The sequence below is a fragment of the Achromobacter sp. 2789STDY5608615 genome (genome assembly GCF_001298995.1).
Classification (GTDB): domain Bacteria; phylum Pseudomonadota; class Gammaproteobacteria; order Burkholderiales; family Burkholderiaceae_B; genus Achromobacter; species Achromobacter insuavis.
This window is the reverse complement of sequence record NZ_CYTY01000031.1, coordinates 66459-80126: the sequence shown is the minus strand read 5'-3', so window position 1 is coordinate 80126 and position 13668 is coordinate 66459. Positions and strand designations below refer to the sequence as shown.

At 66.7% G+C, this 13668-nt stretch carries 11 protein-coding genes, 1 tRNA gene and 1 pseudogene; 3 read left to right on the top strand and 10 right to left on the bottom strand.

Annotation, left to right across the window (positions count from 1 at the left end; all coding sequences use genetic code 11):
• Positions 1-187, top strand: a pseudogene (locus AOZ49_RS23300) (hypothetical protein); the annotation flags it as partial.
• Positions 188-250: 63 nt separating this feature from the next.
• Here AOZ49_RS23300 and pssA read toward each other — a convergent pair.
• From pssA to AOZ49_RS23280, 4 genes are all read right to left on the bottom strand, one after another.
• Positions 251-1024 (bottom strand): CDP-diacylglycerol--serine O-phosphatidyltransferase, encoded by a 774-nt coding sequence (gene pssA, locus AOZ49_RS23295; protein ID WP_006389119.1) that lies wholly within the window; start codon positions 1022-1024, stop codon positions 251-253.
• A 235-nt stretch (positions 1025-1259) separates the two neighbouring features.
• Positions 1260-2276, bottom strand: coding sequence for a ketol-acid reductoisomerase (ilvC, locus tag AOZ49_RS23290; protein ID WP_054433454.1), 1017 nt, complete (start codon positions 2274-2276; stop codon positions 1260-1262).
• Positions 2277-2344: 68 nt separating this feature from the next.
• Positions 2345-2836 (bottom strand): acetolactate synthase small subunit, encoded by a 492-nt coding sequence (gene ilvN / locus AOZ49_RS23285; protein WP_054477988.1) that lies wholly within the window; start codon positions 2834-2836, stop codon positions 2345-2347.
• Between the two features lie 10 nt (positions 2837-2846).
• The gene (locus tag AOZ49_RS23280; RefSeq protein ID WP_255353706.1) at positions 2847-4616 is read right to left on the bottom strand and encodes an acetolactate synthase 3 catalytic subunit; all 1770 of its coding nucleotides are present in this window, start codon (positions 4614-4616) and stop codon (positions 2847-2849) included.
• Between the two features lie 440 nt (positions 4617-5056).
• Between AOZ49_RS23280 and AOZ49_RS23275 the strand changes: the two genes are divergently transcribed.
• Positions 5057-7279: an FUSC family protein gene (locus AOZ49_RS23275; protein WP_054477984.1), complete on the top strand. Its 2223-nt coding sequence runs from the start codon at positions 5057-5059 to the stop codon at positions 7277-7279.
• A 79-nt stretch (positions 7280-7358) separates the two neighbouring features.
• Here the strand turns inward: AOZ49_RS23275 and yaaA are convergent, their stop codons facing one another.
• The 3 genes from yaaA to AOZ49_RS23260 all read right to left on the bottom strand — a co-directional run bounded on the left by yaaA (position 7359) and on the right by AOZ49_RS23260 (position 10321).
• Positions 7359-8129, bottom strand: a complete 771-nt coding sequence (gene yaaA / locus AOZ49_RS23270; RefSeq protein ID WP_054477982.1) for a peroxide stress protein YaaA — start codon at positions 8127-8129, stop codon at positions 7359-7361.
• A 16-nt stretch (positions 8130-8145) separates the two neighbouring features.
• On the bottom strand, positions 8146-8928 hold the full coding sequence (locus tag AOZ49_RS23265) for a 3-hydroxybutyrate dehydrogenase (protein ID WP_049071820.1): 783 nt from the start codon (positions 8926-8928) through the stop codon (positions 8146-8148).
• A 148-nt stretch (positions 8929-9076) separates the two neighbouring features.
• Positions 9077-10321 carry a cation:proton antiporter domain-containing protein gene (locus AOZ49_RS23260; protein ID WP_054477980.1) on the bottom strand — a complete coding sequence of 415 codons (1245 nt, stop codon included), beginning with the start codon at positions 10319-10321 and terminating at the stop codon, positions 9077-9079.
• A 257-nt stretch (positions 10322-10578) separates the two neighbouring features.
• Between AOZ49_RS23260 and AOZ49_RS23255 the strand changes: the two genes are divergently transcribed.
• Positions 10579-10669: transfer RNA gene (locus tag AOZ49_RS23255), tRNA-Ser, on the top strand.
• A 78-nt stretch (positions 10670-10747) separates the two neighbouring features.
• Here AOZ49_RS23255 and AOZ49_RS23250 read toward each other — a convergent pair.
• The 3 genes from AOZ49_RS23250 to AOZ49_RS23240 form a co-directional block, all read right to left on the bottom strand.
• Positions 10748-11728 (bottom strand): Bug family tripartite tricarboxylate transporter substrate binding protein, encoded by a 981-nt coding sequence (locus AOZ49_RS23250; RefSeq protein WP_054433065.1) that lies wholly within the window; start codon positions 11726-11728, stop codon positions 10748-10750.
• A 102-nt stretch (positions 11729-11830) separates the two neighbouring features.
• On the bottom strand, positions 11831-12739 hold the full coding sequence (locus tag AOZ49_RS23245) for a dihydrodipicolinate synthase family protein (RefSeq protein ID WP_054433064.1): 909 nt from the start codon (positions 12737-12739) through the stop codon (positions 11831-11833).
• A gap of 13 nt (positions 12740-12752) precedes the next feature.
• On the bottom strand, positions 12753-13668 hold a 916-nt coding region (locus tag AOZ49_RS23240; RefSeq protein WP_082380556.1), incomplete at its 5' end, for a mandelate racemase/muconate lactonizing enzyme family protein.

The following is a 13668-nucleotide window of genomic DNA, read 5'->3' as shown; positions in this document are numbered from 1 at the left end:
CCCGGCCCGCATCGACCAGGCCGGCCTGGGCGAGAAGCGCGAGGTCATCTGGTCGTACCGCTACAAGGAGAACAGCGTCTGGAATTCACTGATGTATGTCTACATGGGACGCGACGGCACCGGGGTGACCCACTTCCACCCTGGTCCGGACCCGATGTACGACGACGACCGCTTCATGTGGCGCTGATCCTTCCCGGGCCGCCCAAGAAAAAACCCGCCGAAAGGCGGGTTTTTTCTTGGCAGCGCCGGATCAGGACGACTGGCCACGCCGTTCCTGCTGCAGCCGGCGGGCGCGGTTCCAGCGCCAGGCCCAGATGACCCAGCCCGAAAAGCCGTACAGCACGAACAGGCCGAACAGCACCACCGGGGGATCGCTGGAGACGAACACGAACACCGCCACCACCAGCAGGATGCCCCAGAACGGCACGCTGCGGCCCAGGGCGAAGCTCTTGCCGCTGAAGAACGGGGCGTTGGACACCATGGTGATGCCGGCGTACATGGTCAGCGTGAACGCGACCCAGGCCATCACGCTGTCGTGGATCGGCAGCTTGTTGTCGACCGCCAGCCACACGAAGCCGGCCACCAGCGCCGCCGCGGCCGGGCTCGGCAGGCCCTGGAAGTAGCGCTTGTCGACCACCGCGATATTGGTATTGAAGCGCGCCAGGCGCAGCGCGGCCCCGGCCACGTAGACGAACGCCGCGAGCCAGCCCCAGCGGCCCAGGTCGTTCAGGATCCATTCGTACATCACCAGCGCCGGCGCCACGCCGAACGAGGTCATGTCGGACAGCGAGTCGTATTGCTCGCCGAAGGCCGATTGGGTGTTGGTCAGGCGGGCCACCCGGCCGTCCATGCCGTCCAGCACCATGGCCACGAAAATGGCGATGGCGGCGACCTCGAAGCGGTTGTTCATGGCCTGCACCACGGCATAGAACCCCGCGAACAACGCCGCGGTGGTGAATGCGTTGGGCAGCAGGTAGATGCTTCGGTGGCGGTTCTCGGAATCGCGCATGGAAAAATTGGGCATGGTCTCAATTACTTACGACAGACATTGAAAGGTTAACTCATCTGGCCCCACAACGGGCCGCAGCAAGGGGCATGCCCGCCGCGATCCGGCCCCGCCGGCGCGAAAAGCCCGCCCGCGCCCCGGCGGCGCGCCCGCCTTCGCGCACTTTCTGCGCAAATAAAAACGGCATGCCCTCGCGAGGCATGCCGCTTTCGGCCGGTGCGCGCGGGGCGCAAGCCCCGCGCGGAAACCGGAATCAGTTCTTGGACTTGTCCACCAGCTTGTTGGCGGCGATCCAGGGCATCATGGCGCGCAGCTTGCCACCCACCACTTCGATCTGCGATTCCGCGTTGATGCGGCGGCGCGAGGTCAGCGTCGGGGCGCCGGCGGCGTTTTCCAGGATGAACTTCTTGGCGTATTCGCCGGTCTGGATGTCCGTCAGGCACTGGCGCATGGCCTTGCGGGTTTCGTCGGTGACGATCTTCGGGCCGGTTTCGTACTCGCCGAACTCGGCGTTGTTCGAGATCGAGTAATTCATGTTGGCGATGCCGCCTTCATAGATCAGGTCGACGATCAGCTTCAGTTCGTGCAGGCACTCGAAGTACGCCATTTCGGGCGCGTAGCCGGCTTCCACCAGCGTGTCGAAACCGGCCTTGATCAGTTCGACGGTACCGCCGCACAGCACGGCCTGTTCGCCGAACAGGTCGGTTTCGGTTTCTTCACGGAAGTTGGTTTCGATGATGCCGGCACGGCCGCCGCCGTTGGCGCTGGCGTACGACAGGGCCACGTCGCGCGCGGCGCCCGACTTGTCCTGGTACACGGCCACCAGGTGGGGCACGCCGCCACCCTGCTTGTAGGTGTTGCGCACCGTGTGGCCGGGGGCCTTCGGGGCGATCATGATGACGTCGATGTCTTCACGCGGCACGACCTGGCCGTAGTGGACGTTGAAGCCGTGGGCGAAGGCCAGGGCGGCGCCCGCCTTGATGTTGGCGTGCACTTCCTTGTTGTAGACCGAGGCGATGTTCTCGTCGGGCAGCAGCATCATGACGATGTCGGCCGACTTGACGGCGTCCGCCACTTCCTTGACTTCCAGGCCGGCGTTGGCGGCCTTGTTCCACGAGGCGCCGCCCTTGCGCAGGCCGACGATGACCTTCACGCCCGACTCATGCAGGTTCTGCGCGTGCGCGTGGCCTTGCGAGCCATAGCCGATGATGGCAACGGTCTTGCCTTTGATGAGGGAGAGATCGCAGTCTTTGTCGTAGAAAACTTTCATGGGGTGCTCCAGATATCTTGGATATTCGTTGGTTCGTATGTAGGGTGCGGCTTGGCCTGGAAGGCCGGTCAAATCTTCAGAATCCGTTCACCGCGGCCGATGCCGGACACGCCGGTGCGCACGGTTTCAAGGATGGCACTGCGGTCCAGGGCTTCCAGGAAGGCCTGTACTTTTTCCTGCACCCCGGTCAATTCGATGGTGTAGGACTTGTCGGTCACATCGATGATGCGCCCGCGGAAGATGTCCGCCATGCGCTTCATTTCCTCGCGTTCCTTGCCGACCGCGCGCACCTTCACGAGCATCAGCTCGCGCTCGATGTGCGCGCCTTCGGTCAGGTCCACGACCTTGACCACGTCCACCAGGCGGTTCAGGTGCTTGGTGATCTGCTCGATGACTTCATCCGAGCCGGTCGTGACGATGGTCATGCGCGACAGCGTGGCGTCCTCGGCGGGCGCCACGGTCAGGGTCTCGATGTTGTAGCCCCGCGCCGAGAACAGGCCGACCACGCGCGACAGCGCGCCGGGCTCGTTTTCGAGGAGGACGGAAATCACGTGCTTCATGGTGGCCTCCTTACAGGTCTTCAGAGCCGAGCAGCATTTCGGTCAGCCCGCGGCCGGCCTTGACCATCGGCCACACGTTTTCGGTGCGGTCGGTGATGAAGTCCAGGAAGACCAGGCGCTCCTTGTGCTTCTTGAACGCTTCGCGCAGCGCCGGCTCGACGTCGGCCGGGCGCTCGATGCGCAGGCCCACGTGGCCGTAGGCCTCGGCCACCTTGACGAAGTCGGGCAGCGAATCCATGTACGACTCGGAGTAGCGCGAGCCGTAGTCGATCTGCTGCCACTGCCGGACCATGCCCAGGAAGCGGTTGTTCAGGCAGACGATCTTGGGCGTCAGGCGGTACTGGGCGCAGGTCGACAGTTCCTGGATGTTCATCTGGATCGAGGCCTCGCCGGTGATCACGGCGATGTCATGACCCGGATTGGCCATCTGCACGCCCATGGCGTAGGGCAGGCCCACCCCCATGGTGCCCAGGCCGCCGGAGTTGATCCAGCGGCGCGGCTTGTCGAACTTGTAGTACTGCGCCGCCCACATCTGGTGCTGGCCCACGTCGGAGGTGACGAAGGCGTCGCCGCCGGTCACTTCCCAGAGCTTTTCCACCACGTACTGCGGCTTGATGACCTCGTCCGAATTGGCGAACTTGAGGCATTCCTTGCCGCGCCAGGTCTCGACCTGCTCCCACCACTTGGCGATGGAAGCCGGCTTGCGCTCGGCGGCGGCGGCCTCGTACTGCGCGCTCAGGTCGGCCAGCACATCCTTGACGTTGCCGACGATCGGGACGTCCACGCGCACGCGCTTGGAGATCGACGACGGGTCGATATCGATATGGATGATCTTGCGGGCGTTCTGGGCGAAGTGCTTGGGATTGCCGATCACGCGGTCGTCGAAACGGGCGCCGATGGCCAGCAGCACGTCGCAGTGCTGCATCGCCATGTTGGCCTCGTAGGTGCCGTGCATGCCGGGCATGCCGACGAACTGGCCGCTGCTGGCGGGGAAGCCGCCCAGGCCCATCAGGGTGCTGGTGCAGGGAGCGCCCAGTTGCGACACGAGCTTGTTCAGCTCGGGCGCGGCGTTCGACAGGATGACCCCGCCGCCGGTGTAGATCATCGGCCGCTCGGCGGCCAGCAGCATCTGCACGGCTTTCTTGATCTGCCCCTGGTGGCCCTTGTTGACGGGCGCGTAGGAACGCATCGAGATCTCGCCCTTGGGCGGGGTGTACTTGCACTGCGCGACGGTGATGTCCTTGGGGATGTCCACCAGCACCGGGCCGGGACGGCCGGTGCGCGCGATGTAGAACGCGCGGCGCATGGTTTCGGCCAGGTCCTTGACGTCACGCACCAGGAAGTTGTGCTTGACGCAGGGACGGGTGATGCCGACGGTGTCGCATTCCTGGAAGGCGTCCTCGCCAATGGCCGCAGTGGGCACCTGCCCGCTGATGATGACCATGGGGATGGAGTCCATGTAGGCGGTGGCGATGCCGGTGACGGCATTGGTCACGCCCGGACCGCTGGTCACGATGCAGACGCCGACCTTCTGCGACGAGCGCGAGTAGGCATCGGCCGCGTGCACGGCGGCTTGCTCGTGACGAACCAGGATATGCTGGAATTTGTCCTGCTTGAAAATCGCGTCGTAGATGTAGAGCACCGCGCCGCCAGGGTAGCCGAAAACGTGTTCCACGCCTTCATCGGCCAGGCAGCGCACGACGATATCGGCGCCATTCATTTCCATGTTGTCTTTCCTTTCAAAACCGGCCCTGCAACCCTGACTGCTGCGCGCCCGGATACGGCGGCAACTGAACCCATACCGGCTACGGCAACATGATCCGGCGCTTAGCGGCTCACGGAGCCACGCCACCCGGACACCCTGCCGACCCGGCACACGCTCGACAGAACGCAGTGCTAACGCCCCTGGGGGACGCTGGAGGTCGAAATGGAAGCCTTGGCAACACACGCTTGTGGCGCGGCCAACGGCAAATGTATCTGCTGCAGGATGGCTGGGAGGTGACCCTGGCCATCCGCCTCATCGCACCGGTTTCGGATAGGCAGACCGGCGCAAGTGGAGCAATTTACCGCGTTGCGTCAAAGCTAGCAAATCGAGGTTTCGCGGACGTTGCACGGAAGTCGCGCCGGCCACTGCGGGAAAGTCTGGTAACCATCCGACCCCTAAAACGCCGCCAGCCTCTCTATACTTGACGCGTCACCCGGAACCGAGCCCCGCCGCCCATGGATCTGCGCATTGCCAGCATTCGCCGCTTCCTCTACAGCCACTACTTCTTCGGAGGGGTGCGCCAGGGGGTCGGCATGCTGTTGCCGGTGCTGGTGCTGGGCGGACTGTTCGGCCACTACACCACCGGCCTGGTCGCCACCTTCGGCGCCCAGTGCCTGGCCATCATCGACCAGCCCGGCGGCCCGCAGCGGCATCGCACCAACGAGATGCTGGGCGGCGCGGCGCTGGGCACGCTGACCGTCATCATCACCGGCCTGGCCTCGACCCATCCCGTGCTGATCTGGCTGGTGGTCATCGCGCAGTGCTTCGTCTATTCCATGTTCACGGTGTTCGGCAAGCGCGGCGGCCTGATCGGCTTTGCCGGCCTGCTGCTGATGACGCTGACCATGCATTCGCCGCTCGAGGCCCACGAGGTGCTGGCGCACGCCGCCGCGACCCTGGGCGGGGCGCTGTTCTACGTGGCCTTCAGCCTGGGGTTCTCGCGCCTGTTCTGGCTGCGCGAGGAGCAGCAGGCGATGTCGGTGGCGTTGTTCGCCACCGCCGATTATGTCGCCGCGCGCGCCGCGTTCTACGACGAGACCGCCGACCTGGACGAGGCCTACCGCAACCTGATCCAGCGCCAGTCGATCATGACCGAGAAGCACCAGGCCGCGCGCGACATGGTGCTGCGCGCCCTGCCCCGCGGCAAGGGCCTGGGCGACCGCCGCCGCGTGATGATCTGGAACATGTTCGTCGACATGCTGCAACTGCTCGACACGCTGGTGGCCACCCACACCGACTACGCCGCGCTGCGGCGCGCGCTGGCCGGCAACGACTGCCTGATATTCATGCGCGACGCGCTGGTGAAGATGTCGCTGGAGCTGAACCGCATCGCGCTGGACGTGTCGCGCGGCCGCAAGGTGCAGTACCGCAGCAGCGCCAAGGCCGAGCTGCGCGCCATCGAATACGAGATCGAACAGCTCAAGCAGCAGGGCCTGGGCGAGCGCGAGCCGGAAATGCTGGCGCTGATCGTGCAGGTGCTGCGGCGGCTGCGCAACTCGGCCCGCATCGTCGACCGGCTGGCCGACCACACCGCCGCCTCGCCCCACGCCCAGCCCACCGACGTGCTGCGCATCAACAAGTCGCTGACGCGCTTCATCTCGCGCCAGGAATTCCGGGTCGGCCTGCTGACCAGCAACCTGCGGCTGGATTCGCCGCATTTCCGCTATGCGCTGCGCGTGACGGCCGCCGCCGCCATCGCCATGACGCTGGCCAGCCGCTGGCTGTCGCCGGCGTTCTCGGCGCACAACTACTGGATCATGCTGACCATCGTCATCATCATGAAGCCGGGCTTCGCGCTGACCCGCCAGCGCAACGGCTGGCGCCTGATGGGCACGCTGATCGGCTGCATCTGCGCGCTGCTGCTGTTCAACGTCACCGACAAGCCCGCCATCCTGTTCGCGGTGCTGATGGGCGCCTGCATCATGGGCAACAGCATGGTGCAGCTGAACTACATGGCCAGCGCCATCTTCAACACGCTGTTCGTGGTGCTGGTGTTCCACTTCGTCTCGCCCGGCACGGTGTCGATGTCGGTGATCGGCGAACGCGCCATCGACACGCTGATCGGCTGCGCGCTGGCGCTGGTGTGCAGCTACATCCTGCCGTGGTGGGAGGCGCGCTACCTCAAGCCGCTGGCGGCGGCCGCCACCCGCGCCAACCGGGAATACCTGATGGCCGGCATGCGCTACGTGGAAGCGATGCAGACGCATGGCGCGCCGGTGGGCGCGGCCGCCGACGCGACGCCCGCGGTCACCGACGCCGACCTGGCCTGGCGCCTGGCGCGCAAGAACGTGCACATCGCCTTCAGCAATTTCGCCGAGGCCTTCTACCGCATGATGAGCGAGCCCAAGTCGCACCAGGTCAGCGTGCCAGAACTGAACAACCTGCTGATCCAGAACCACGTGCTGGCCTCGCAGATCACCGCCGCCATTCCCATCCTGGCCGCTTTGCCGGCCACGCCCGAGGCGGTGCAGCGGGCGCTGGCCGGCATGGTCGACCTGCTGGACGAGAACCGCGCGCAGGCGCCCGCCGACCTGCCCACCCAGTTCGACACCGAAGGCGAACAGGCGGCGCTGGTCTATCCGGTCAAGCAGATGCTCAAGGCCACCCACATGATCCGCCAGGAGCTGCACGCGCTGGCCGATCCGCAGCACGCGCCGCCGGTGGCGGCGCCGGCCTGACGCATCCACGCGCGTTTCCAGCACAAAAAAAAACGGCCCCAATCAGGGGCCGGCTTTTTACCTGGCGCGTCCGGATCGCTCAGAGCTTGCGGCGGAACACCAGCTTGTTTTCGGTGGAGGCCGAGGCGTCGTACTGATAGCCTTCCAGGTCGAAGCCGTGCAGGCCCTCGGGCTTGGACACCTTGTGCAGGATGGCGTAGCGCGCCATCAGGCCGCGCGCGCGCTTGGCGTGGAAGCTGATGATCTTCCAGGCGCCGTTCTTCCAGTCCTGGAACACGCACTGCACCACGCGCGCCTTGAGCGCCTTCAGGTCGACCGACTTGAAATACTCTTCGGACGCCAGGTTGACGATGACCGGCGCCTTCTGGCCGGCCTGGCGCTCGTTGAGGTAGTCGGCGATGCCGCTGCCCCAGTATTCGTACAGGTTCTTGCCCTTGGGCGTTTCCAGGCGCGTGCCCATTTCCAGGCGGTACGGCTGCATCAGGTCGAGCGGCCGCAGCACGCCATACAGGCCGCTGAGGATGGCCACGTGTTCCTGGGCCCAGTCCAGCTGCCTGGCCGACAGCGTCGAGGCCTCCAGGCCTTCATACACGTCGCCATTGAAGGCCAGCACGGCCTGGCGCGAATTGGCCTGCGTGAAGGTGCGCTTCCAGTGGCCGTAGCGCTGCACGTTGAGCTCGGACAGGGCCGGGCTCAGGCTCATCAGTTCGGCGATGTCGTCCGCGGTCTTGGTCTTCAGGACCTTGATCAGGCCGGCGGCCTGGTCCACGAACAGCGGCTGGGTGTGCGTCTCGACGTGCACCGGCGAGTCGTAGTCCAGCTTCTTGGCGGGGGAAAGCAGAAACAGCATTCGGAGATTCCTTTGATCAGCGCGCCGTCCAGCCGCCATCGACGGAGACGGTCGTGCCGGTGATTTGCGCGGCGGCATCGGAGGCCAGGAAGACGGCCGTGCCGCCCAGTTGTTCGGGCGTGACGAATTGCAGCGACGGCTGCTTTTCGCTGAGCAGTTCGCGCGCGGCGGTTTCCTGGTCGACGCCGTTCTTTTCGGCCAGCGCCGAGATCTGCTTTTCGACCAGCGGCGTGCGCACCCAGCCCGGGCAGATGGCGTTGGCGGTGATGCCCTGGCCGGCGGTTTCCAGCGCGGTCACCTTGGTGAAGCCCACCACGCCGTGCTTGGCGGCGACGTAGGCCGACTTGTTGGCCGAGGCCACCAGGCCGTGCGCCGAGGCGATGTTGATGATGCGGCCGAAGCCCTGCTTCTTCATGTGCGGCAGCGCGGCGGCGGTGCCATGGAACACGGCCGACAGGTTCAGCGCCAGGATGGCGTCCCATTTTTCGGTGGGAAAGTCCTCGATCAGCGCGGTGTGCTGGATGCCGGCGTTGTTGACCAGGATGTCGATGCGGCCCATCTGGCGCACCGCGTTGTCGACCAGGCCGCGCACGGCCTCGCCCTTGGACAGGTCGGCGCCGTCGTACAGCACCTTGACGCCATGCTGGGCGGCCAGGCCGGCGCGCACCTTTTCGATCTCGGCGGCGTCGCCGAAGCCGTTCAGGACGATATCGGCGCCCTGCGCGGCCAGCGCGGTGGCGATACCCAGGCCGATCCCGCTGGTGGAACCGGTGACGACTGCGACTTTTCCTTTGAGCATAGATGTTCTCCTGTGGCGGGGCGCGGAAGGCGGGCGGCGGCCGGAACGCGCCGGCCGGCGCCGTGGGCGAAACACGGGCTGAAAAACAGCGTCAAGTGTAGCTGCCCGGCAAGGCGCCCATCATGCCATGCCCCCACGCGGCGCGGGGTCAAGGACGCGGCGACGGGGAATCCGGCGGCTCCGCCTGGCGCGGCGGCGGCGCGGAATCCGACCGGTCCTGCGCCGTCTCGGCGGGCGGCGGCGCCGGCAGGTCCGCCATGCCCCCCAGGCGCTCCGGCACGCGCTCGAGCAGCTTGATCAGGATCGGCACCACGCCCATCGACACCGCCACCACCACCGCCAGCACGTCGCGCTGGTCCAGGTCCATCAGGCGGTTGCTCCAGGCCTCGTTGAAGATGGCGAAGCTGAATTCACCGCCCTGCGCCAGCACCATGGCGAACAGCAGGCGGTGATAGCGCGGCAGGCCCAGGAACCGCGCGAAGCCGTACAGCACCAGCGCCTTGACCAGCAGCAGCGCCGTCACGCCCGCCAGGATGAAGGCCCAGTGATCCGCCACCACGTGCAGGTTCACGGACATGCCGATCGCGACGAAGAACAGGCCCAGCAGCAGCCCCTTGAACGGCTCGATGGCGTTTTCCAGTTCGTCGCGATAGCGCGACTCGGCCATCAGCACCCCCACCAGGAAGCCGCCCAGGCCCGCCGACAGGCCGGCGTAGTTGAACAGCTGGGCGGCGCCGATCACCATCAGCAGCGCCGCCGCGGTGAACAATTCCTTCAACTGCGCCTTGGCCGCCCAGCCCAGCAGCCGCAGCCGGTAGGCCACCGCCACCACCGCCACCGCCACCAGCGCCTCCTTGAACGACGGCTCCGACGCCTGGCCGCTGCCCAGCAGCCCGGCCGCCACCAGCATCGGGATCGCCGCCATGTCCTGGAACAGCAGCACCCCCAGCGCCGAGCGCCCCATCGGCGTGCGCGTCAGGCCGCGCTCTTCCAGCAGCCGCATGGCCACCGCGGTGGACGACAGGGCCAGCGACAGCCCGCACAGCACCGCCGCCTGCCAGCCCATGCCGGCCAGGTGGCGCAGCGCGGCGCCGAACACCAGCCCCAGCAGCAGCCCGCAGGCCAGCATCTGCGACGCCCCCAGCGTGAACACCTCGTGGCGCATGGCCCACAGGCGCCGCGGCGCCAGCTCCAGGCCGATGATGAACAGCATCATCACCACGCCCCACTGCGACACATTGACCATGTCGCCCACGTCGGTCACCAGCTTCAGGCACGACGGCCCCACCAGCACGCCGGCCAGCAGGTAGCCCGGGATCGCGCCCAGCCCCAGCCGCTGGGTCAGCGGCACGCACAGGACGGCGGCAAGCAACAGGATGAGGATCAGATTCATCGGCGCGAGGCGTGCGGATCGAGACAGTCCGATTCTGCGCAAAGATTGCCCAACGGGAAAGCCGGGGAAACCGTCTGAAGCGCCCGACATCGAAAGGCTTTACACAAAAGTTTTTTTTGCTGTAGAATTGCGGGCTTCGCTGCTCCGACAACGCAGATTCTTCCGACCAGGAATCTGATCGTGGGAAACCAGGAACCGCTGATGGGCTCGCCCCTGATACCGGTCACTGGAATTTCACCGTTGCGGAACCCAGCCACGGAGAGGTGGCAGAGTGGTCGAATGTACCTGACTCGAAATCAGGCGTACGGTATCCCCGTACCGTGGGTTCGAATCCCACCCTCTCCGCCAGTATTCAAAAAAGGCCAATCCCTCGGGATTGGCCTTTTTCTTTGCACGCTTGCCGCGGTATTTTCCCCTAATCCCGCCCTACCCCTCGGCCACGATCTTCGCGTCCTGGATGGTCTTGGCGTACTTGCGCTGCTCGTCGCGCATGAAGTCGGCGAAGCGCTGCACGCTGCCGCCGCCGTCTTCCGCGCCAACCTGCGCCAGCTTTTCCTGCACGTCGGCCATGGCCAGGACGCGGTCGATGTCCTGGTTCATGCGCGCGATCATGTCGGCGGGCATTTTGGCCGGACCCACCATGCCGAACCAGATGCTGGCCTCGAACCCGGGGTAGCCCTGCTCGGCCACCGTCGGCACGTCGGGCTGGCTCTTGGAACGCTGCTGCAGCGTCTGCGCCAGCGCCAGCACCTTGCCGGACTGGATCAAAGGCGTGGCCGTGGTCATGCCCTCGAAGCAATACTGCACGTGGCCGCCCAGCAGATCGTTCATCAGCGGCGCCGAGCCCTTGTAGGGCACGTGCAGCACGTCGATGCCGGCGCGGGCCTTGAAAATCTCCAGCGCCAGGTGCTGCGCCGACCCGCTGCCGGCCGAACCGAAGATGATCTTGCCGGGTTGCGCGCGGCACAGCGCCACCAGCTCGGGCAGCGTCTTGGCCGGCTGCGCCGCGCCGCCGATCAGCAGCGTCGGCGTCTTGCCCACCAGCGCGATCGGCGAGAAATCGCGCTCGGCCGAATAGGCCAGTTTGGGCTGCAGGCCCGGCGCGATGCCGTGGCTGTTGACATGCGCCATCAGCAGCGTGTTGCCATCGGGCGGCTGGCGCGCCACCTGCTCGGCGGCGATGATGCCGGCCGCGCCGGCGCGGTTCTCGACGATCACCGGGATGCCCCACATCACGCCCAGCTTCTGGCCCAGCAGGCGCGCCAGCACATCGGTGCCGCCGCCCGCCGGAAATCCCACCACGATCTTGACCGGCCCCGGCGGCAGCGGTTGCTGCGCCCTGGCCGATGGCAGGACGAGCGCCGCCCCCAGCGCCGCGGCGCCGGTAATGAATTCCCTACGTTGCATGGTTGTCTCCTCGCGCGCCGGGTCCATGCCCGGCGACTGTTGGTAAGCCTTGCCCGCCGCGGCCGGCTGGGCCGCGGCGTCCTGCGGGTCCTGCTGACGCGGTCAGGCCGCGGGCGCCGCCAGCCGCTGGGCCAGTTGCGCCGACTGCGCGGCGTCCAGCTCCACCAGCGGCGGCCGGACCGTGGCCCAGACCGGATCGTTGCGCCGCTGCGCGATCGCGGCTTTCATGGCCGGGATCATCGGGTACGACTGGAAGATGGCGCGGGTCTCGTTCAGGGCGCGCTGCCGGTCCTCGGCGCCGGCCTCGCGCCACGACCGGTACAGCGCGACGATCGGGCCGGCATTGACGTTGCCGGTGGCGGTGATGCAGCCCGCGCCTCCCGCCCGCATGGTTTCCAGCAACACCGTTTCGGTGCCGGCGAACACGTCGAAGCCGCGCGGCTGGAAGTCGCGCAGCATGGCCTGGGTGTTGGCCCAGTCGCCGGAACTGTCCTTGATGCCGGCGACGATGCCGGGAAATTCGCCCAGCAGCCGGTCGATCAGGCCCAGGCTGATCGGCACGCCCGACACCGGCGGGATGTGATACAGGTAGATGCGCAGGCGCTCGTCGGCGACCCGTTCGATCACGTGGGCGAAGGCGCGGAACAGACCCTCGTCGCTGACGCCCTTGTAGTAGAACGGCGGCAGCATGAGCACCCCGCCGCAGCCGGCGCCGACCGCGTGGCGGGTCAGCTCCACCGCGTCGGGCAGCGCGCAGGCGCCGGTGCCGGGCATCATGCGCGCGGCCGGCAGGCCGGCATCCAGCAAGGCATCCAGCAGATGGCGCTTTTCCGCCACGCTGAGCGAATTGGCCTCGGAGTTGGTGCCGAAGATCGCCAGCCCCGCGCCCTGTTCCAGCAGCGCGCGGCAATGCCCGACGAAGCGCGGCGCGCTGGGCGACAGATCCGCGTTGAAGGGCGTGAGGACCGGGGAATAGACGCCTTGCGGCCGGCCCGCGGCTCGTGTGCTCATGAAGACTCTCCTGTCAGCGGCCGATACGGGTCCACTTGCCGTAGCGTTCGACCATGCGTTCATCGAAACCGAATCCCAACCCCGGCTCCTGGTGCAACACCACGCGACCCTGCTTGTGGGTCAGTTGGCGGTCCACCAGCTTGCGGAAATTCAGGACCTGGTCGTCCCAGAAAAATTCAACATAACGCGCATTGGGCGTGGCGGCCACCAGCGGCGCGTGCACGTCGTGGAACCAGTGCGGGCACACCACCACGCCGTAGCTCGCCGCGGTCGCCGCGATGCGCTTCCATTCGGTGATGCCGCCGCACACCGCCGCGTCGGTCTGCAGGATGCCGGCCGCGCCCTTGTCCAGCAGCTCCTTGTGATACCAGCGGCCGTAGCCGATCTCGGCGGTGGCGATAGGCAGGTGCGTCAGGCGCGCCAGCTTGGCGTGGCTGTCGATGTCGTCGGGGCCGAACGGCTCTTCGATGAAGTACGGCTCGTACTCCTCGAAGCGGCGGATGTACTGCATGGCCTGGGTCACGTCCTGCCAGGCGTTGTTGCAGTCCATCATCAGCTCGACGTCCGGCCCGACGGCCTCGCGCGCCGCCTTCAGCCGCGCCTCTTCCTCGCGCGGCGACAGGCGCCCGGTCTTCATCTTGACGGCGCCAAAGCCCTTGGCGACATAGCTGGCCATTTCCTCGCCCAGGTGCTGCGGCGTCTTGCCGTCCAGGTAGTAGCCGCCGCTGGCGTAGGCCGGCACCGACTCCAGCTCGACCGCGCCGAGGAACTTGTGCAGCGGCAGCCCCGCGGTCTTGGCGTTCAGGTCCCACAGCGCGATGTCGAGCGCGCTGAGCGCGCGCATCACCGTGCCCTGGCGCCCCTGCAGCAGGGCTTCCTGATACATGGCCTGCCACAACCCTTCGACCGCGTGCGAGTCCTTGCCCAGC

Excerpts from the sequence above, each read along its gene's own strand:
- pssA (WP_006389119.1), bottom strand. The coding sequence starts at position 1,024 with ATGCCCAATTTTTCCATGCGCGATTCCGAGAACCGCCACCGAAGCATC.
- ilvC (WP_054433454.1), bottom strand. The coding sequence starts at position 2,276 with ATGAAAGTTTTCTACGACAAAGACTGCGATCTCTCCCTCATCAAAGGC.
- ilvN (WP_054477988.1), bottom strand. The coding sequence starts at position 2,836 with ATGAAGCACGTGATTTCCGTCCTCCTCGAAAACGAGCCCGGCGCGCTG.
- AOZ49_RS23275 (WP_054477984.1), top strand. The coding sequence starts at position 5,057 with ATGGATCTGCGCATTGCCAGCATTCGCCGCTTCCTCTACAGCCACTAC.
- yaaA (WP_054477982.1), bottom strand. The coding sequence starts at position 8,129 with ATGCTGTTTCTGCTTTCCCCCGCCAAGAAGCTGGACTACGACTCGCCG.
- AOZ49_RS23265 (WP_049071820.1), bottom strand. The coding sequence starts at position 8,928 with ATGCTCAAAGGAAAAGTCGCAGTCGTCACCGGTTCCACCAGCGGGATC.
- AOZ49_RS23260 (WP_054477980.1), bottom strand. The coding sequence starts at position 10,321 with ATGAATCTGATCCTCATCCTGTTGCTTGCCGCCGTCCTGTGCGTGCCG.
- AOZ49_RS23250 (WP_054433065.1), bottom strand. The coding sequence starts at position 11,728 with ATGCAACGTAGGGAATTCATTACCGGCGCCGCGGCGCTGGGGGCGGCG.
- AOZ49_RS23245 (WP_054433064.1), bottom strand. The coding sequence starts at position 12,739 with ATGAGCACACGAGCCGCGGGCCGGCCGCAAGGCGTCTATTCCCCGGTC.